We start from the raw sequence: 18,842 nt of genomic DNA, 5'->3' as shown, positions 1-18,842 counted from the left end.
GATGCGTCCTGATCGTTGCCTGGGGTCAAGGAGTCGGTAGTGCTGGCTAGCCGTCGGGCGCAGTCGTCCAGATGGCAGGCCCTGTCTGTCCCTAGGATCGGATCATGCGCGTGCCGATAGTTGAGCTGATCGCCTACAGCGAGGGACACCTCGACGACAGGGACGTTAGCCGTTTCCTGCAGGCCTACGAGAGCGCTTGCGGCAGGCTGAGCTGGGTAGGCGAGAGCACGGCAGCGTTCGACGAGGTCGGCCCGGATGGCACGCGTGAGATCGGACTCACGCACGCTTTTCTAGCGCCGGGACCGTGGGTGACGCCTGCGATGGAGCAGCGGCTCTTCGCTGAGGTTCGGTGGCTGGTGGCGTGGCTGGAGGAGATCTCAGGCGACCTGGGACTGGTGTTTGCGCTTCGCTACGACGACCGCGACATCGGTTGGATACGCAGGGGCGTCACCGACGAGGCCATCAGCGAAGGGCTGATCGCCGTTTGGGAGCGCGACTTGGAGCGCCTGGAACGCGACTCGCCGAGGCGCTAAGTAGGCCGTCGACTGGTGCGGTCAGGGCTGGTCCGAGGAACGCTGGCACCCCCGCCGACCACGTGGCGTGGCTGTCGACAGCAACGAAGCGGGACGAGGACAGTCGCCGACTGCCGGGCGCGGACAGTAGCCCGAGGTCGCGGATGCGGACGGACCCCGCCAGACGAAGCGCTCAGAACTTACACACGAGTGGTCAGGGGCGGCTCGGGTGCTGAGCGCACCGTGGCTCAGTGCTTCTGCTTCCACCAGGCTGTGAGAACGGCAAGGAGGAAGAGGCAGGTATGGCCTACGAAGACCACCAGACCAAACTCGACGACCGCGCCGACATCCACCGGTCGAATGTAGACGACTCGCCAGTGCTGGTCCACAACGTCCGGTGATGTCCCGGCTGCGTGGGGCACACACGGGGCACAAGACACTGTCAAACGTCGGCAAGCAGCAATCAACGGTGGCAGTCGGAAACGCCTGTGAGCAGGCGTCAAGTGCTCTTCCCCGCTGGTCGTGGCGTCGCGGCTCCAAGTTCCGCTTCAACGTCTGACGGTCGTCCCGCTCACCCTTGCAGTCGATGCGCCCAGTAGATCTGGTCGTCGGACCCGACGCAGACCGCGGCCAGAAGTATGTTAGAGATCGCGACAGGCTCGCCACGCGCGGCAGTCTGTTTTCGTGATTGCGTTTGCGGCGCAGGGAATATGGCCGCGAAGGTCAGCGGCGAGCCCTCTTGTTCATCCACCCACAGGATGCTGCCGTCACTGAGCCAGGTGTCCTGCCCGGTCTTCATGTCTGCCATGCCACTCAACCACTGGTAGCGCTGCGCGATCTTGTTTTGTATCCAGCTACTTCCGACGACAACGGGCTCCGGGCGGTCCCGGAGCCCAGGGCGATTCTGTCGAGCCTCGATGATTACGGGCAGGCGGTTCGCGCGCTTGTCGATGAGGACGACGATCAGCGAGCCGTCGAGCGGTTCGGGCGGGCGATGCCAGGAGACTCGACCGAGCACCACCTGGACCTTCGGCTCCATCGACAGCGCGTAGTACACCGGCTGACCGAGTGCCTCCCGTGACTCGGTGAAGCCGACCACCTCAAGTGACGACTGTAGCGACAGCGCCTCCGGACCGAACGGAGCCCGGTTATGCCACCACCGCCAGCTCGCGTTGGCGAACAGCACCACGACGACCACCAGGGCGACCGTTCAGGCTTGCCGAGCCCTCCGCCGATTCATGGTCAACAGTGAAGCAGTAGCGATCTATCGACGCGTGCCCGGTTCGTGCCCGATGCAAAGGTCAACCAGGGCGCGCAGAGGGGTGCCGGGAAGGTGTCACACGCCGACGGTGCTGTGTGCGGTGGCAGCGGGCAGCCGCCGAAGCCCGAGATCCATACAATTCCCAAGCTGAGAGTGCCTCCGTGCGATCATGGCGACGTGGCTGACTGCGACTGGTCTAGCGTTGCCGACCGGGCCGACCGAGCCCGGCGCTCATGGCATCAGTGCGTTGCAGCCCTGCCGGCACCGACGTCGGCGGCCGAGTCCTGGCGCAGATGCCCTTCGGAGTCTTCGTCGAGATCGAGGGTCACCCAGATGCCGTGGGCCTGTTGGAGATCTCTCAGCTTCCAATCGGAGAGGATCTGCCGGCCATCGGTGACATCATCGTTGGTGTCGTTGCCGACCACGTAGCTCACAACCATCAGGTGCGCCTTCGGCCTCGACAGGGTGAGTGACCAAGCGACCTTGATCGTTCCTTCGGGACGAAACAGTCACGACAGCATTCGTGAGGGCAGCAGGGCTGACGGCCCAGATCGCACCCCGGGTCCCGCCCATTACCGTGCGGACGACCCTGCTGCCTGCCGGCCAGTCTGCCACGCGTGGCGTCTCCTGTTGCCGTCGACAGCGGCGGTGACAGCAACCGGCGCGGACAAAGCCCCCCACAAAGGACCAACGCCGGGCGATGGCCCGAGGCCAGCGGCGCCGACGGACCCCGTCGGACGAAACGCCCAGAACTTACAAACGAGACGTCGTAGGCGGCTCGCATGCGCAGCGCATCGCGGCTCAGTCCTTCTGCTTCCACCAAGCTGTGAGGACGGCAAGGAAAAAGAGACAGCTAGGGCCTGCGAAGACCACCAGACCAAACTCGATGACGGCGCCGGCATCCACCGGACGGCTGTAGATGACTCGCGAATTCTGGTCCACAACGTCGAGAGACGCCCCGGCCGCGTGGGGCATACAAGGGCACAAGACACCATCAAACGTTGTCGCCGACCAGCGAGTAACCATGGCAGCCTCAGGCGAGCGTCAAGGCGGATTGACCTCCACCTACTGCCGTCGCCATGAAGTAGGAGTGATCGTCCGCGACGTGCGTAACACCACCGACCTTCGGACCGAGTACCAGCTCGCCGCGATGAACCAGTCGCTGGGTGTCCCCACGGTATTTCTGCCTGCGCAGCCCGAACTGGCCGCGGTGTCTTCGACTGCGGTGCACACGCTGGGGAAGTGATTTTCGTCCACGCAGCCGTAGACTGCCGGACATTGGCGAACCCCCCAGCACAAGCAGGGCCATCTGAGGAACGAGCGCCCGAAGCTCCACCTCCAGCGCCTCGTCTGATGGCAGCAGTACAGCAGCGAAGTATCGCTCACCGTGATTACCTTCAGGTCAGAAGCTCGTTGGCATTCCTTGTTCGTCCGCGACCTGAATGATCGTCTTGCCCGGCGTGCGGCGGTGGCGGGCGAACGCGGAGGCCGTTTCGGAAAGCGGTCGCACGGCGCCGACGATGGGGTTGAGCCGTCCGGTCCGGAGGCGCTGGGCGAGGTCGGTCAGCCGGGCGCGATCAGGTTCGACGACGAAGAAGATGGCTCGCCCGTCCTTGGGCCGCACGGTAGGTGGCATGGCGATGGTGACGAGGGTGCCGCCCGGGCGTACCAGTTCGGTCGATCGCTCGAGGATGTCGCCGCCGATGACGTCGAACACCACGTCCACCTCGCCGACGTGCTGCAAATCGTCGGCGTCCAGGTCTAGGAAGGTCTGCGCGCCGAGGCCGAGCGCGACATCACGGTCGTCGGCTCGGCCGGTGCCGATTACGCGGGCGCCCACCTCCCGCGCGAGTTGAACGGCGATCGAGCCGACGCCGCCCGCGGCGCCGTGAATGAGGACGGTCTGGCCGGTCGTGAGGTGGGCGTGGTCGAACAGTCCCTGCCATGCGGTCAGTCCGGAAATGGGCAGCGCGGCGGCCACGGTGTGGTCGATGTCGGCCGCGAGGGGGGCGAGGTTGCGAGCCTCCACCGCGGTGTATTCGGCCAGGGATCCGTTGCGGGTCCAGTCGGTCAGTCCGAACACCCGCTGGCCCACGGTGAGGCCGGTGGTTCCGTAGCCGAGCTCGACCACAACTCCGGACAGCTCGTGCCCGGGGATGCTGGGTGTCCGGTCGCGACCGGCGCGATCGGACCACGTTCCCGGCCAGTCGAGCTCTCCGGGGGTGAAACCTGCGGCGTACACGCGCACGATGGCGTCGTTCTCCGCAGCGTGGGGGTAAGGCATGTCGGTCAAGGTGAGCCCGCTGACACCCGCGTCACGGTCTCGCACGGTGATCGCTCGCATGCTCGAATCCTTTCCAAGAAAGTTCGTCGATATGGGTTGGTTGTGGGGGTTCAGCACGGGGTCCGCTCGTGGCGCGCGTGATGCCGGCCCCGTGGGCCCCAAGTGCGGGCGTTCCTCGAGGTGATCGCTGAGCGACCCGACCGTCAGCAAGGCGCCGAGCGGACCGGCGACGTACCCGGCGAAGATCACCGTCAGCATCGTCACCGAGAAGCCCCAGCGCTCCCGGTACAGCGGGTAGATCGGGGACGGCGCGCTCGCGGTCGCCATCATCAGCACGTTCGCGCAGACGAGCAGGACGAAGGAAGCACGACGTCCGATACGACGTCCGTTGTCGAAGTGACTCACACCGTTCATCGTGTGGCCTCGTGAGGTGTCCGATCAGCTCGGCCAGGGCGAACCGACGATGCGCTCGACCGTCGTCACGCGCTGGAAGCCGGGGATGAAGTGTTCGAGCACGTCGGAGTTCACGGTGCCGTTCGTGGTTTCGGGGCGGTTCTTCAGCCCGTCGACGTAGGCGCGCAGAAACTCGTTCTTGAAGTCCCCTCGTGGATGGACGGCGAGGATCTCGCCCAGCTGATCGTGTTCCAGTCCGTCCAGGCCGAAGCCGAGCACGTCGGTCAAGACGCCGAGGTACGTGGTCGCGATTTCCGGGGCCATCCGGTCGGGGATGCCCGGCGTGGTGTGCAGCGCGATCGCCGTCCAAACGGTATCGGCGGCGGCCGTCGAGAAACCCTGGTCCAGGAGGAACTTGCGCGCGTGGTCGGCGCCATCGACTTCGAAGCGCTGCTCGACGTCGGAAAAGGGAGTCAGGAGGCCGGTGTCGTGGAACATGGCCGCCAGATAGAGCAGCTCCGGGTCCGGTTTCACGCCAAGCTTGTGAGCGTGAATCAGGCTGAAGAAGAAGACCCGGCGGGAGTGGTGGTAGATGAGGGGGCTGGTCGTCTCCTGGATGCGCCTGGTCGCTTCGGCGACCGCCGCTGTCTCAGGAATCTCCAACCCTGCGATGACCTCTGGCATGATCTCTGACCTTCCGGGAAATGTGAGGGGACCGTGTTTCCGAACTCCATGCTGCCCACCGATCGTCGTACGGCGCCGCCTTCGTCCGGCCAGGAATCACTCATATCCGGACAGGCAAAATCGCAGTCGTGTGCTCCACCACGCGCGGCGCCACGTCCCGCAGCCGGGTCCAGCGCATGCCCTGCGACTTCGCGTCGTTCGCCACTGCCCGTTCCACGCGACGCCTGGTGTCGGGTTCGTCGCGTGAGTCAACCGGGCATCGGTTGCGGCACGAGGATCTCGTAGACCAGCCTTTGCAACGGCTCCGGCGTTTCCTGAACAAACCCGCCGTGCACGTAATCGCCGAAGATCACGGAGAGTTCGTTTACCTGCAATAGTCGTAACGTGAGCAACCACGAGGACCCGGTCATCTCCGGTAATGGCGTGCTACCAATAAGCGGTGTCCATGCCTCCTGTTTCGCCGACCCGACGGCGGTCAGTGCCGCCGAGGTCCGGCCGCTCACCGCGTGGATCCGGCTCAGAAGGGACCGGAGTGGGGAACGCTGGCCCCCATCGCGTCGCGATCTTCGTCTACGACGGAGTGACGTTGCTGGACATCGCCGGTCCCGCGGAGGTGTTCAAGGAGGCGAACCGGTTCGGTGCCGACTACCGGATCGTGCTGCTGTCACCGACCGGTGCGGACGTCACGTCGAACCTCGGGGTCCGGATCGCGGTCGACGGCGCCGTCTCCTCGGAGCCGGCTTTCGACACGTTACTGGTGGCCGGGTCCGACCTCTATCCGGGCGCCCGTGTCCCCGCCGATCTGGCGGACGCCGCACGGATACCGGCGGCTGTGGCCGGCCGGGTCGCGTCGATCTGCACCGGGGCGTTCGTCCTCGCCGCCGCCGGCGTCCTCGACGGCAAGCGCGCGACCACACACTGGCAGGTCGCGCACGAGCTTGCCGCCCGGTATCCGACGTGCCGCGTCGAGCCCGACGCGATCTATGTTCGCGATGGCACCACGTACACGTCGGCAGGGGTGACGGCCGGTATCGATCTGGCGCTCGCTCTCGTCGAAGAGGACCACGGGCCCGACCTGGCGCGCGACGTCGCACGCGCCATGGTGGTGTACATGCAGCGTGCGGGCGGCCAGTCCCAGTTCTCGGCACCGCTGCAAGGACCGCCGCCCCGGTCGCCGGCTCTCCGTAAGATCACCGACTTGGTGACGGCGAACCCCCGCGGGGACCACTCGCTCGGTGAACTCGCGAAACACCTCAACGTGAGCACCCGGCACCTCACCCGGCTTTTCCACGACGAGCTGTCCACGACACCGGCCCGCTACGTGGAAAACATCCGATTCGACATGGCCAGGGCGCTGCTCGACCAAGGACACACCGCGACGCAGGCCGCGACCCTCGCCGGGTTCCCCAGCTACGAAAGCATGCGACGGGTTTTCGCCAGGAAGCTGTCGATCAGCCCCGCCGCCTACCAACGCCGGTTCAGCACGGCCCGCCGCGCCAACGCGGGTTAGTACTCCAGTTGCAGTTGAGGGAGCTGGTGTCTTCGCTGGTAGTGGCAGGTCTAGGCGCGAGTACGCCGGAGACGCGTGCCGGGAGATCCTGTGCGGACGGCACCTGACAAGGGATGTTAGCCGCCTTGATCTTGGCCTTCGCGCGGGTGATCCGCTGCTCCATGGTGGTCGCCTGCACCAGGAAGGCACGGGCGCTCTCGGCCACGGTCAGACCGCCGACCATGCGCAGCGTGAGCGCCACGCGGGAATGCATCGCGAGCGCCGGGTGACAGCGGGTGAAGATCAGCCGGAGCCGCTCGTCGTCGATGGCGCCGAGAGGCTCGGGCGGGTCGTCGTCGTACAACACCTGTGCCTCCTTCTGCTTGTCGTCGCGCTTGTTCTCGCGCCGGATCCGGTCGATGGCCTTGCGGTTGGCGGTGGTGGTCAGCCAGGCGCCGGGGTTGGGGGTACGCCGTCGGTCGGCCACCGCTCGACGGCGGTCGCGAACGCCTCGGCCGCCGCCTCCTCGGCGATAGCGAGGTCAGCGGAGCGCCTGGTCAGGGCAGCGACCACCCGCGCCCACCTCGTGATGGGCGCGGATGATCGCCTCCCGGACGTCGACCACGCTCACAGAAACGGCCGCACCTCGACCTTCCGATTGCAGGCCTTGGACCCCTCGGTGCCGAGCTTGAGGGCTACGTCGAGGTCGGGGGCCTCGATGATCCAGAAGCCGGCCAGGTACTCCTTCGACTCCAGGAAGGGCCCGTCAGTGATCATCGCCTGCTCGCCTCGGTTGTCGATGACGGTGGCCGTGCTGGGCGCGGCGAGGCCGCCGGCGAAGACCCAGTGGCCCTCGGCCACAAGCTGGTCGTTGAACACGTCGATCGCAGCCATCTCGTCCGGGGTGGCGAGGCCAGGCTTGTCAAAGATCACGGAAAACAGGTATTGCATCTCGGATCATCTCCTGTGGTTCGGGGTGCCCCTCGCGGGCGGCCGCTCACCCCTACTACGAACACCTCTGCCCCGATCCGACAACGCCTCCCGGGCTGTTTTCAAGAACTTTCTGGTGCCAGCCTCGCTGGTCCGAGGCGCCCTTTGGAACGTCCGCTCATCAGCGTAAGTCGTTTTGTTCAAGCTTTTGGTCGGTGCCTCGGCCGTCGTCTGTCCCTGCATAGCGGTGATGGGGTTGGTCCCCAGCAACGTGTAATCGGGTTGATGAGACGACGGGCCGGGGCTGCCCATGATGAGCGTCGAGATCACGTTGTGTCTCAATGCCGCGCAGGGCTCGCCCCGACCGTCAGCTCGAACGCCGTAACGCAGAGTCAGGCGGCCAGAGCTAGCTGCCGGCGGCCGTTGGCACCGTGAGTTGCGATGTGGGGATCCCAGGCCTGGCCGGTGGTGATCACGGCGTGCAACTGGCGCAGGATGGCCGCGGCGATCACGGTCTGGGCTTGGGTTGCGGTGAGCTTGTTGGTCTCCCGCGTCGTCAGATGGTGGTAGCGGGCCGCGTAAACGGCGTTGCCGCGCTGGGCGCGCCCCAGACCGCCCGCCAGGCGGCCAGCCGCAGCGCGGGCCGGCCCTGGGGCGAGGATCGCCGCGGCGCCGACGGCCGATAGGCCGGGGATGGAGGTGACCAGTTCGGTCAGCTTGAGCTCGTCGAGGACGTCGGTCATCCGGGTCTCGGTGCCGGCGAGCTTGTCGGCGGGTTCCCACGCTGACAGTTCACGTTCATCAAGTCGCGCTCGCTGGCTGTAGCTGGTCCGGTCGAACCCGGAACTGGGTAGTTCCGTCCTCAGCTTCCCCGTGGTCCGGATCAGTGCTGACGAGAAGGATCTGGTCCTCCTGCTGACCGACGACGTAGCACCTCACGAACGCCTGCCGGGGCAGAGAAGCGCCGGGAAGGGTGTCGTCATCCACGAAGAAGATCGGGACCTTGTCAACGAAGAACCACACTCGTCCGTAGGCGTCGACCAGTCGCACACGGACCCACCCCGGACAGTCTTCGTCGACCCATGCGATCGCCTCGCAGCGCAGCAACCTTGCGGAACTCATCACCGGGCTGATCCTGCCAGGTCGATCATCCTCGGTCGGCGTATGGCTGTCTGGGGCACACAGGGGGCACGAGACACTGTCAAACGTTGGCGACGAGTGACCAGCCGTGGCAGCCTGGCGATCCGGCCGTACTCGGCGAACGCCTGCCCCGTGCGCGGCCGCACAACGCCACCGCGTCCGTCCCGCGCGAAGGCCTGCGGCCCTTGCGCGACCCGGACGCGGTCGAGCTGGACGATGGTGGCGAGGAAGTGTAGTTGCGTCAGTCCGCTGGTCGTGTCTTCAGTGCCCCATCGCGGTCGAGGGCGGCGACCTCGCGTACGGCCTCGGCGATGGCCGGGAAGTCCTTTTTGAGGATCGCACCGTGGTTGCTGGCCACCTTCGCGCCGATCTGGATGTTCGGGTTGCGGGCGGTCACCGCATCGAGGCTGGTGCGTATCCGTTCCTGCTCATCACCGCGGCTTCCGAAGGACGTCCCGGAAGCGACCACATACCGCACCGGGACGGTGATGTTGTCCAGCACGGGGCCCAGCTCGCGCTCGCGGGAGAGCCTGCCGAGCTCGATGTTGCTGTTCGCCTGCTGTTCGGCGGTCATCCGCGGAGCCAGGCCCGTCGGGCGCAGCAGCGGCAGGAACCAGCTCATCCGCCGGAACAGCTTCCGGATCCGCTGCTCCATGGCCTCGTCGAGCCAGTCGTACGGGAACGCGCCGTCAACCAGGACCGCGCCCAAGGTACGGTCCGGATTCCGGCTGGCCCAGTGCGCCCCGACGAACGCCCCGTAGGACCAGCCCACCAGCAGCGCCCGGTCCACACCCCTGGCCGCGAGAACGGCATCGACATCCCGGACGGCGGCCTCGAAGGAATAGTCCGCCGAGCGCTTCGATTTGCCGCGAGCCCGCTCGTCGTAGGTGATGTGCCGCCACCCCGTCCCCAGTTCGGCGATGACCCGCCGCCAGTATCCCTGAGTGGCGAACTGGCCATTGAGGTAGACCACAGGGATACCGGAACCGCCGGTGTCGGTGACGGCCAGGGCCGTATCGTCAACCGGCACCATGCCGGTCCACTTCGAATTGGTCGGGGAAGAGTTGTTCTCCGTCATGTTCTGCTCCTTTAGAGGCTGCGGGCGGTGATGTCGCCGTGGGAGGTGGTGGCGCGGATGTCGAGTTCGGCGGTGCCATCGTTCTTGAGGGCGTTGCTGATGCGGCCGTAGCCGGTGCCGGCGTCCAGGGCGGCCGAGACGCCGGCGGCGGCGGCGATCGAAATGTCGCCGGACTGGGTGCTGAGCACGACCGTGCCGCGCACGGCCTCGGTGATCCGGATGTCGCCCCTTGCGGTGCTGATCTCGGCGGGGCCGTTAAGCCGGCCGACCTCGACGTCGCCGTCGATCGCAGTGAGGCGGACGCTCGCGGCCTCGTCGATCTTGATCTGGCGGTACGCGCCTTCGAAGGCGACGTCGCCAAGGCGGCCGACGCCGCGGAGCTCGGAGCTGGCGGCCTTGGCCTCGATGCGGGAGCCGGCGGGCAGCTGGACGGTGACCTCCAGGGATCCGGAGGAGCCGAAGAGCTGGTTCTTGGGCTCGGGGGTGTGGATCCGCAGGACGCCGTCGGCGTAGGCGACGGTGGTCTGCTCGGCGGTCTGGACGTCGCGGCTCTTGGAGAGGTTGGCGGGCAGGACCTCGACGGTGGTGTCGGCGCGGTCGGCGGCGATGAACTGGATGCGTCCGGCGGGGATGTCCAGGACGGCGGAGATCGGGGCGGGGGTGTCGAACTTCTGCATCGTGCTCTCCCGTGCTCACTGGTTGTTTCTGACACCGGAAACGCTACGTTGCTTTCCAAAACCCGGCAACACATCTGTTGCACGGAATCTTTATCTTCCCAGGTGAAGGCCAGGAAACTGATGCAATGGTCTTGGGAGTAATGCAACGACCACCGGCCTGATCATTGCAATGGATGAGAAGTGAACGCTATAGTGGGGGGATCACGGACCGCCATGAAGGATCACCAAGGAGATCGCGATGCCGGGAGGCAGGCTCACCCAGCAGGAACGCCAGCAGATTGCGCTGGGGCTGGCCGACAGCCTCCCCTACGCCGAGATCGCCCGACGCCTCGACCGTCCGACCTCGACGATCACGCGTGAGGTGATGCGCAACGGCGGCCCCACCGCCTACCGCGCCGACCTGGCCCACCGCGCCACCGAACGCCGCGCTCACCGGCGCAGGCCCGCCTCCCCCCGAGGGTCGGAGTCAGTCCCCCAGCCACACGGACGCGACGCCGAGGCCGTGGCCGAGTACGAGGAGATGCTCACCACCGTCCTCATGGCTTCGGGCCTGCCCAAGATGACGGCCCGGGTGCTGACCTGCCTGTTCACCACCGACGCGGGCAGCCTCACCGCGTCCCAGCTCGCCCAGCGCCTCCAGGTCAGCCCGGCATCCATCTCCAAAGCGATCGCCTTCCTGGAGAGCCAGAGCCTCGTCCGCCGAGAACGCGACGAACGCCGCCGCGACCGCTACGTCGTCGACGACGAACTCTTCTACCAGGCGACGATCGCCAGCGCCCGGTCCAACGACCAACTTGTCGAAACCGCACGCCAAGGCGTCGCCATCCTCGGCCCCCACACCCCCGCCGCCACCCGCCTGGAGAACATCGCCCGCTTCCTCGACTTCATCAGCGAAAGCATCACCCGCGCCGCCGAACAGGCCCGTGAAGTTCTCCACACCAAACCCGAAACAATCTCAAACGGCACTGCCCAACCAAGTCCAGACCACGGATAGAAGCTCGTCTCGACCGTCACAGCCATGAGGCGAAGCCGGCTGCGTTCTCGGGGAAACACAGGGCTCCGCCACGGCCGCGCTGCGCCGCACGGCGGAGTTGCTGGAGTCCCCGCCCGACCTGACCGCAAGCGGCCCGCGCGCCTTTCACCGCCTACCGCCGCCGGGCCCGAGCAGGCTGGTGACCTCGGCGATCGCCTCGGCCGAGGGATGGACGGCCCCATATTCGCCGCCGTGAAGGGGACACTCACACCCCCGGTTGACCCTCGCGACGCTGCCAGATCAGGGCCCCGAACTCACGAAACAGGTTGTCACCCGCTACTGCTGCAGCGGGCGACACGTGATCGAGGCTCAGGAAGCCGTGTACAAGCCCCGTGTGACGAAGGTGCCGGACGTAGATCCCTGCCTGCGCCATGCGGGCTGCCAGGGCATCACCCTCATCGCGCAACGGATCGTGCTCGGCAGTGGCGAGTACGGTCGGCGGCAGCCCGTGTAGCGGGGCGTACAGCGGGCTCACGGCCGGATCGGCTCGCTGCCGCGGGTTGGGGACCCACTGCTCTACGAACCAGGCAAGGTCCTCGGCGTCGAGGCCCCACCCGTGGCCCTCTTCCTGCACGCTGGGCATGGACAAGGTCATGTCCGCGTTCGGGCACACCAGAAGCAGTGCCGATACGGGCGGCCCGCCTCCATCACGGAGCCGAACCGCAGCCAGCACCGCAAGAGCCGCACCCGCGCTGTCCCCCGCCAGGGCTATCCTCATCTCGCTGTCGCCGCCGAGATCCTGCAGATGCTCGGCAGCCCACCCCACGATGCGGACGACATCCTCGACCGCAGCCGGCGCAGGATGCTCCGGCGCCCGCCGGTAGTGCACCGCCAGAACGGCAACATTGACCACCTGCGCGAGACGGCGGCATGTGCGGTCGTGAGAATCCAGGTCGCCCGTGACGAAACCGCCGCCATGCAGGTAAACCACCAACGGCCGCGGTTCAAGCGTCGGACGGTACAGCCGGACCGACAGCTCCTCCGGCCCGGGTAGGGTCAAGTCCCGCACCTGCGCAAGCTCCGGCCCCCGTGGACGCGACGCTGCACGACGTTGCGATGCCTCTCGAAGTCCCCGTGCCCCCAACGACCTGTTCGACGGGCCAGGCGCTTTACGCACCTCAGTAACCCACCGCTCAAGAGCCAGGTCAGCCGCTCCCAGACCTGTCCGGTCACCCCGTTCGCGCATGATCCACATCCAACCCACCTGCCGTGCACAACGGGACCAACGAGCCCTCCGATGAAAATCGATCTGGCACATCCAGCCCTGCCCCATCACGGAACCGAACCCGCCACGACAGCTCTCGGGCGAGGACTGCAGCATGCTGGCACACCAACTCGCCTGCCGCTGGTCGCGCTGTAATGCCGATGAGCGCAGGGCATTCCGAGTCCTCACGTCTGTTGAGAGAGCAACTGCCATCCGCGCTTCTGCCAGGGCTCGTCCCGGCGCCGGAGTGCCCCGGCCCGATTTTCAGCCGTGGCCTGTGCGAGCTTGGCGTCATCCGCGCTCATCCAGCCGTCGCGGCACGCCTGTTCGTACTCGTCCCAGTCCTCGATCTCGACACGCGAATCCCGCTCGTGGAGCACTGGGTCCAGTTCGAGATCGATATACCGCCAGCCTGCTTCGGTACCCTCCGGCGGGAGGCACACGTCGATCTCAAGCCGCCGATCAGTAGGATCGCCGACCCACCACGCCACCCAGGGGCGGCCCACCGAGAGCAGCACCACGACGGGTATCGGAAGAGTGCCACTGTCATGCGGGGCACCCCATGGTGAGCCGGCCGGGCCTCGCAGCCACGTCCCGTCACGGTCCTGGAGGACCTGCTCGAGATCGAACCAGAAGGTGCCTCCCGGGCGTTTGATCTTGGAAAGACGTATGCTCCGGCTGTTCTGAACCTCGTCCACGGCAGCACGCTACGGCAAACGGAGTACGCCGCGACCCGGCGTGGTTCGTCCGCATCTGGGCCGCGATCCGCGCGTGGCGGAGCGTGACGGCGGCCGTTACCGCTCGGCATCCTGATCTGCCGAGGAGCGGATGCGGTCAGGAGCGTTCGGCCGGTTGACGGTGAGAGATCATGGGAGCGTGAACGAGCGACAACGCCAGCGGCACCTTGAGCAATTGAGTCGACGCCGGGTGGTGGTCGGCTTGCCCATGATCGCGTTGCGCCACCATGCGTACCTAAGCCCACCATCGACCGACCATTGCTGGCATCGCGAGCCGCGTGCGGTTGGTATCGGGGCCGATGGTCAGGCAGTCGCGCTGTGGGATCACCACGCTGCCAATGTGCGCCTGCTGACCCGCCATGGAGTCGGCGCTGAAGACCACGACGCAGTAATCCTGGGCGGAGCGCGTCGGGCCGACTTCATCCAGCCTCTCCCGGACGGCCGAGTCTTGCTCATTGACGCCCGCACCAGGGGTACGGCCGAGAGTGCGGAGGTATGGGACGGCGCCGGCGGCTGGGTACGCAGCGGGCACCTCGGCGATGCCGTCGAGCATGTCCTGGCCACATCGAGCGGCGACATCTGGGTCGGCTACTTCGACGAGGCTGCGGCATCTGGCCGAGGCATCGGCGGGCACGGTCTGGTTTGCTTCGACTCCGACCTGCAGCCCCGATGGTGCTACCCGTTCAACGCCAACCTGCCTCGCATTGACGATTGCGAAGCACTGAACGTCCATGAGGAAACCGCCTACGCGCTTGTGTACAACGCCCATCACCTCGTCAGCGTGCGCGGTACGCACGGCGTTGACCACGGCAAGGCGCCGAAGGGCGGAGCCGTGGCAGTGCTCGTCGACGGCGAGCGAGCGGCGCTGATCGGAGGCTATGGAGCTGACTACGACCTCGTCACGCCTTTACGCATCGATGCCCAGGGTGTACAGGTGGCCGGCGGACAATCCCGCCTGGTTCTGCCCGACGGTATGGAGATACGAAACGCGCGCTGGACTTGCCGCGGTCCAGAGCTGCACGCCCTGATCAATGGCTCGTGGTACCGCGCGAGCCTCGACGACTTCCACCCCGCAGCCTGAGAGCGCCGACATGAACGTCGCCTCTGCATGCGCGCCGACTTCGGCCGGTCCGTCACCGATCGTGTACGGGCACCGGTAGGTACGGCGCCTTCGAGTGCACGACCGGGCCGAGATCAGTGCGTCGGTGTAGTCACTCAACTCATGGAGTCGGCACGTGTCGCGCCGACCGGATGTGGATGAGCGAGATATCCAGATGTTTGCGTGGGTGGCATCGAGTTCAATAGCGCCGTGATCACGATGCAAGCGTCGTCGAAGTCCCCGCGCTGGACAACGACCCGGCGCCGCCGTGGCCGGTGGCCCAGATCGCACCTTGGTCATGGCTGCCCCTCAACGCCGATTGCACCGATGAGGAGCTCGGGCTGTTCGTGGCCGCTCTGGCTGCTCGGATCGAGGTGCTGCCTCCTGGCGGCCGCGCTGATGTCGTGGACGCCCTGCTCGCCGAGGAACTACAAATCATCGCCGGTGGCCTGCGGGTGGGTGACCCCAGCACCGGAAGGGCCGTGGTGCCGGGCTGTTGCGCCGGATTGGAGGACTGGCGGGACTGGGCGCAGGCACTTGCTGGCAGCTCGCCGTGGCTGGGTCACGACCCGGGCCCTCAGATCGAGGCGGTTGGTGAGGACCTGCGGGTGTGGCAGGACGGCGGCCCGGACCGTCATCGCGGCCGCTGGACCGGGCTTCATGTCGACCTCCCGCATCATGCGCTGCCGCAGCTGCTGATGGACGCGCAGCGTGACCTCGTCGGTTTCCTGGACGCCTTGGACGGATGGGCTGAACGGGCCGACCTGGGCCGGAAAGGGACCGCCTTGGTGAGGGCGATCGACCGCAGCTTCACGATCACTGCACCATGGGACTTGCCGGAGGGTTAGCGGATCGTCCACGGGCCGGTTTCGGCTTGCGCAGTGCTGACATCGACACGTGTCGGCATCCGCTTCTGGCCGCGATCCGTGCGTCACGTGGCTGCGCGCTGGCAGCCACGGGCACAGCGTCCGGGGCTGCCGAGGACCATGGGTCTGGTCTTGCTTTGGCGGGGACGTGACCCACTTCACCCTCCTGTCACATCCCGCTGCACCAGCTCGTCCTTGATGCAAATGACGTCAGGGAGGGCTTGTGTTCGCCGCTTATATCACGGTCACCATCATCGCCTCGGTCTTCATCGGCATCGCCGCCGTCACCTACCTGACCGGTCACGAGTATCCGAAGGCCCAGGCGGACATGAAGCGCATACCACGGTCGTGGGTACCGGTGTTGGGCGTGTTGCTGGCGGCAGGCTCGTTGGGGCTCCTGACCGGGTTCGCCGTGCCGCTGCTGGGCACCCTCGCCGCTGCTGGCCTCGTGCTGTACTTCCTCGGCGCGCTCATCGCGCACCTGCGAGTGGGTTCCCGCCAGCTCGTTGGATGGGCCGTGTTCTTCTCAATCGCAGTGGCCGCGTTGGCCGTGAACCTGGGCTACCAACGCTGATCCGTGCAGACAGTTGCCAAAAACCGGCCGGCTCAGGCCGATGCCGCAGGGAGCGCCGCATCCGCATCTGCCGCCATGCGCGCGGTGGGCCGCCGAAGGCATATGAGAGGGAGCTGCCCCGGCGAGCTCATGCCGGCGGGAGCCAGCGGCTGCGGATGTTCTCGTAGCAGAGCGGGTCGACGGCGACCGGGTCGTCGAGGGCGGGTGACCAGCAAGGCGCCGTTGGGGAGTGGGCGCGGGGGTGGCGACCTCGGGCAGGCAGACGGCGCTCAGGGCCGAGGTAGGTCCACCAGCCGAGTTCAGCCGGCCAACCACCGGCCGGGTGTAGGGCGTCGTGGAGGCCCGATCCCATATCTGATCACTCGACGATTCGTAGAGGACTCGGCCGACGTCGGCGTTCAGACGCAGCGCGACATCAAGCCACAACCCGGTCAGGCGGCCGTGCAGCTCGCGGACCGCCGCGGCCTGGTCGGGTTTTCGGCGATCGTGCGATGAGTTCGCGTCCGGACGCCGGTCCAAGTTTGTGTCGGAACACAAGCCGGAACACAAGGAGGAGGACACCATGGGCACGATCCACATCGACCTGTTCGCGACGCTCGACCTGGTTGGCCAGGCGCCGGGTGATCCCGAGGAGGACCCCGACGGCTTTCCGTTCGGGGGATGGCAGGCGCCCTTGTTCGACGAGACGGTCGGCCAGTACGTCACGGCCGGCATGCAGGGCATGGACGCCCTGCTCCTGGGCCGCAAGACCTACGACATCTTCGCCGCGTTCTGGCCGAACCAGGTCGACGGCGTCGACGGTGGGATCGCCACGCTGTTCAACAGCGTCCCGAAGTACGTCGCCTCTCGAGGCAACCCGGATCTGGACTGGGCGGGCTCGACGCAGCTGGGACCCGACCTGGTGAGCGCCGTGCGTGAGGTGCGTGACAAGCACGAGCACGTCCACGTGATCGGAAGCCTGAACCTGGTACAGACCCTCCTGCACGAGCGCCTCTTCGACCGGCTCGACCTGTGGATCTTCCCCGTCGTGCTCGGCATCGGCAAGAAGGTGTTCGACGGCGGTGCGGTGCCTGCCAACCTGATGCTCCTTGAGCCGCCCGTCACCTCGCCCAAAGGCGCCGTGCTCCTGCGTTACGGCCTCGGTGCGGGGACCCCCGGCGCCGGGGACATGCGGCGCGAAGACCGCGGCGTCATGGAGGGAAGCAGGGGCTCCAGCGACTCGCGCTCCTCATCGGACAAGTCATGACGACTCGGACGACCTTCCATATGCATGATCTACAGCAAACGGAATTCGGAGATCTACGGGAAACGCCCTAGATGCGGTGGGGACTGTGGATCTAAGGGCGTTGCCCGCCTGACCCGCCGGGCGTGGATCGCGGCTTCCTACGGGTTGGCTGCCCGGCGCGCGGCCCTTTGTCGCCAGGGAGCCGCCAGGAGGAGGACGGCCAGTACGACGGCGGCGCCGAGGCCGAGGATGGCCGCCCACGAGAACGATGGTCCTGCCCCAGCCTGACCCTCGCGCTCGCCCCTGACCTCGGCAACGGGACGATCGTGCTTCTTCTCATCGGGGGTGACCAGGCGGCCGACCGACGCGTCGGTCGGGAGAGCGAAGCCCCAGTCCAGCAGGGCCGCCGCCTCGCCCAGGCTGCCCAGCGGCGCCGTCTCCGCGCCGAGCAGGGTCACGGCGAGCCGCCGGCCGTTACGTTCGGCCACCCCCACGTATGTCTGTCGCGCCAGGTCGGTGAAGCCCGTCTTCCCGCCGAGCGTCCCCGGGTAGTGGTCCAGCAGCGTGTTGTCGTGGGTGACGGAGAAGCCCGGCGTTCCCGGCCCTGCCGGTATCTCCGCCACTCGGGTGGCGATGTATCGCCGGAAGTCCGCGCGGGCGTAGGTGGCGCGTGCGATCAGCGCCAGGTCGTACGCGCTGGTGTACTGACCGGGACCGTCCAGGCCGGACGGTGTGGCCGCGTGGGTCTGGTTTGCGCCCAGCCGGTGTGCCTCGTCGTTCATCGCCTGCACGCCGCCCTGCGGCCCGGCGGTGCCGCCGCCGGCGCGGGCCAGCACGTTGGCCGCGTCGTTTCCCGATTTGAGGAGAAGCCCCAGCCACAGGCTCTCGACCGAGTAACGGCCGCCCTCGACCACCCCCATCAGTGAACTGGCCGGATCGAGATCCTGCAGATCCGCCCGGGTCACCTCGACCACCTGTGCAGGGTCGAGGTGAGGCATCAGGGCCGCGGCCAGCAGCATCTTCTGCACGCTGGCTGGCGTGCGGTGTTCGTGCGGGCCGCATCCACCCAGCACCGCGCCACTGTCGAGGTCGGCCACGACCCACGAGGTGGCGGTCACCGACGGCGCCATCGACGCACCCGCGGGAATGGCCAGCCCCGCCGTCGCCAGCGTCTCGCCGCCGACGGCCAAGTCGGCGGCACCGACCGGTGGCGGCGACGGTGCGGCGGGCGGGGGGACTGGCGGCTTCACGGCCGGGCAGGGCACGTACGGCGGGGACGCCGCCAACGTCGAGGACCCGACTGCCACGGCGGGCGTGGTCAGTAAGGCGCTGAGCACCACGGCAGCAATCCGAACGACGGTCATGTTAAAGCACCGTAACTGCTGACAAGGCAGGCACAGACCCGTTGCAGAAAGGCGGCGAGGATTTCGGTCTTTGGGGCGGTCTACGCCTTTTCTATCACCTTGTGCTGTTCTGCAATGCTCTGGGGGGATAGTGGACATACGCGATCGGTGTGTTCGTGACGAACCAGCACACAACGGCCTAGTCAGGCTCCATTGGGATTCCCGGGATTACGTGTGACCGAAGGGGTGACGGTTGCCGAAAGCGGAACGCCGGGCGCGGGCCGCGGTCAGGACGGGACGGGCGGCCAGTGCG

Annotated in this window: 21 protein-coding genes and 1 pseudogene; 8 read left to right on the top strand and 14 right to left on the bottom strand. The window is 67.0% G+C overall.

Annotated elements, in window-relative coordinates:
• The first annotated feature begins 104 nt into the window (after positions 1-104).
• A complete protein-coding gene (locus tag I8N68_RS15605) occupies positions 105-533 on the top strand; it encodes a hypothetical protein (RefSeq protein ID WP_200210695.1) in 429 nt (142 codons plus the stop codon).
• 550 nt (positions 534-1,083) lie between these two features.
• On the opposite strand, the gene I8N68_RS15600 is transcribed toward I8N68_RS15605, so the two are convergent.
• A complete protein-coding gene (locus I8N68_RS15600; RefSeq protein WP_200210694.1) occupies positions 1,084-1,710 on the bottom strand; it encodes a hypothetical protein in 627 nt (208 codons plus the stop codon).
• Positions 1,711-2,012: 302 nt separating this feature from the next.
• Positions 2,013-2,213, bottom strand: coding sequence for a hypothetical protein (locus I8N68_RS15595; protein ID WP_200210693.1), 201 nt, complete (start codon positions 2,211-2,213; stop codon positions 2,013-2,015).
• Positions 2,214-2,863: 650 nt separating this feature from the next.
• Here I8N68_RS15595 and I8N68_RS15590 point away from each other — a divergent pair.
• On the top strand, positions 2,864-3,019 hold the full coding sequence (locus I8N68_RS15590; protein ID WP_200210691.1) for a nucleotidyl transferase family protein: 156 nt from the start codon (positions 2,864-2,866) through the stop codon (positions 3,017-3,019).
• Between the two features lie 156 nt (positions 3,020-3,175).
• Here the strand turns inward: I8N68_RS15590 and I8N68_RS15585 are convergent, their stop codons facing one another.
• The 3 genes from I8N68_RS15585 to I8N68_RS15575 form a co-directional block, all read right to left on the bottom strand.
• The gene (locus I8N68_RS15585; protein ID WP_307812839.1) at positions 3,176-4,462 is read right to left on the bottom strand and encodes an NADP-dependent oxidoreductase; all 1,287 of its coding nucleotides are present in this window, start codon (positions 4,460-4,462) and stop codon (positions 3,176-3,178) included.
• A 33-nt stretch (positions 4,463-4,495) separates the two neighbouring features.
• Positions 4,496-5,134: an HD domain-containing protein gene (locus tag I8N68_RS15580; protein ID WP_200210689.1), complete on the bottom strand. Its 639-nt coding sequence runs from the start codon at positions 5,132-5,134 to the stop codon at positions 4,496-4,498.
• 248 nt (positions 5,135-5,382) lie between these two features.
• Positions 5,383-5,637: a hypothetical protein gene (locus I8N68_RS15575; protein WP_200210688.1), complete on the bottom strand. Its 255-nt coding sequence runs from the start codon at positions 5,635-5,637 to the stop codon at positions 5,383-5,385.
• 29 nt (positions 5,638-5,666) lie between these two features.
• Here I8N68_RS15575 and I8N68_RS15570 point away from each other — a divergent pair, with 29 nt between their 5' ends.
• The gene (locus I8N68_RS15570) at positions 5,667-6,644 is read left to right on the top strand and encodes a GlxA family transcriptional regulator (protein WP_200210687.1); all 978 of its coding nucleotides are present in this window, start codon (positions 5,667-5,669) and stop codon (positions 6,642-6,644) included.
• A gap of 55 nt (positions 6,645-6,699) precedes the next feature.
• Here I8N68_RS15570 and I8N68_RS15565 read toward each other — a convergent pair.
• The 6 genes and pseudogenes from I8N68_RS15565 to I8N68_RS15540 all read right to left on the bottom strand — a co-directional run.
• Positions 6,700-7,248 (bottom strand): annotated as a pseudogene (locus tag I8N68_RS15565) (sigma-70 family RNA polymerase sigma factor); the annotation flags it as partial.
• A 2-nt stretch (positions 7,249-7,250) separates the two neighbouring features.
• Positions 7,251-7,574 (bottom strand): YciI family protein, encoded by a 324-nt coding sequence (locus I8N68_RS15560; RefSeq protein ID WP_200210686.1) that lies wholly within the window; start codon positions 7,572-7,574, stop codon positions 7,251-7,253.
• Positions 7,575-7,945: 371 nt separating this feature from the next.
• Positions 7,946-8,296 carry a hypothetical protein gene (locus I8N68_RS15555; protein ID WP_200210685.1) on the bottom strand — a complete coding sequence of 117 codons (351 nt, stop codon included), beginning with the start codon at positions 8,294-8,296 and terminating at the stop codon, positions 7,946-7,948.
• Positions 8,297-8,354: 58 nt separating this feature from the next.
• On the bottom strand, positions 8,355-8,603 hold the full coding sequence (locus tag I8N68_RS15550) for a hypothetical protein (protein WP_200210684.1): 249 nt from the start codon (positions 8,601-8,603) through the stop codon (positions 8,355-8,357).
• Between the two features lie 331 nt (positions 8,604-8,934).
• Positions 8,935-9,771, bottom strand: coding sequence for an alpha/beta fold hydrolase (locus I8N68_RS15545; protein ID WP_200210683.1), 837 nt, complete (start codon positions 9,769-9,771; stop codon positions 8,935-8,937).
• Between the two features lie 11 nt (positions 9,772-9,782).
• Positions 9,783-10,448: a DUF4097 family beta strand repeat-containing protein gene (locus I8N68_RS15540; RefSeq protein WP_200210682.1), complete on the bottom strand. Its 666-nt coding sequence runs from the start codon at positions 10,446-10,448 to the stop codon at positions 9,783-9,785.
• 238 nt (positions 10,449-10,686) lie between these two features.
• On the opposite strand from I8N68_RS15540, the gene I8N68_RS34220 reads away from it, so the two are divergent.
• Positions 10,687-11,442, top strand: coding sequence for a helix-turn-helix domain-containing protein (locus I8N68_RS34220; protein WP_200210681.1), 756 nt, complete (start codon positions 10,687-10,689; stop codon positions 11,440-11,442).
• Positions 11,443-11,686: 244 nt separating this feature from the next.
• Here I8N68_RS34220 and I8N68_RS15530 read toward each other — a convergent pair whose 3' ends face one another.
• Together I8N68_RS15530 and I8N68_RS33905 are read right to left on the bottom strand one after the other, a co-directional pair.
• Complete coding sequence (locus I8N68_RS15530; RefSeq protein WP_200210680.1) at positions 11,687-12,481, bottom strand: alpha/beta hydrolase; 795 nt, start codon at positions 12,479-12,481, stop codon at positions 11,687-11,689.
• A gap of 389 nt (positions 12,482-12,870) precedes the next feature.
• Positions 12,871-13,383, bottom strand: coding sequence for a ribonuclease FAU-1 family protein (locus tag I8N68_RS33905; RefSeq protein WP_200210679.1), 513 nt, complete (start codon positions 13,381-13,383; stop codon positions 12,871-12,873).
• Between the two features lie 178 nt (positions 13,384-13,561).
• On the opposite strand from I8N68_RS33905, the gene I8N68_RS15520 reads away from it, so the two are divergent.
• The 4 genes from I8N68_RS15520 to I8N68_RS15505 all read left to right on the top strand — a co-directional run bounded on the left by I8N68_RS15520 (position 13,562) and on the right by I8N68_RS15505 (position 17,207).
• Positions 13,562-14,503 (top strand): hypothetical protein, encoded by a 942-nt coding sequence (locus I8N68_RS15520; protein WP_200210678.1) that lies wholly within the window; start codon positions 13,562-13,564, stop codon positions 14,501-14,503.
• 293 nt (positions 14,504-14,796) lie between these two features.
• The gene (locus I8N68_RS32830; protein ID WP_234039751.1) at positions 14,797-15,369 is read left to right on the top strand and encodes a hypothetical protein; all 573 of its coding nucleotides are present in this window, start codon (positions 14,797-14,799) and stop codon (positions 15,367-15,369) included.
• A 241-nt stretch (positions 15,370-15,610) separates the two neighbouring features.
• Positions 15,611-15,961 (top strand): DoxX family protein, encoded by a 351-nt coding sequence (locus I8N68_RS15510; protein WP_200210677.1) that lies wholly within the window; start codon positions 15,611-15,613, stop codon positions 15,959-15,961.
• A gap of 562 nt (positions 15,962-16,523) precedes the next feature.
• Entirely contained in the window at positions 16,524-17,207 is a 684-nt protein-coding gene (locus tag I8N68_RS15505; protein WP_200210676.1) for a dihydrofolate reductase family protein, read from the top strand.
• Positions 17,208-17,344: 137 nt separating this feature from the next.
• On the opposite strand, the gene I8N68_RS15500 is transcribed toward I8N68_RS15505, so the two are convergent.
• Complete coding sequence (locus I8N68_RS15500; RefSeq protein ID WP_200210675.1) at positions 17,345-18,550, bottom strand: D-alanyl-D-alanine carboxypeptidase family protein; 1,206 nt, start codon at positions 18,548-18,550, stop codon at positions 17,345-17,347.
• Positions 18,551-18,842: the final 292 nt, after the last annotated feature.

The sequence above is a fragment of the Micromonospora coerulea genome, assembly GCF_016598485.1.
GTDB classification, from domain to species: domain Bacteria; phylum Actinomycetota; class Actinomycetes; order Mycobacteriales; family Micromonosporaceae; genus Micromonospora; species Micromonospora coerulea.
Note: the sequence above shows the minus strand (reverse complement) of the source record. Positions and strands in the feature narration are given on the sequence as shown.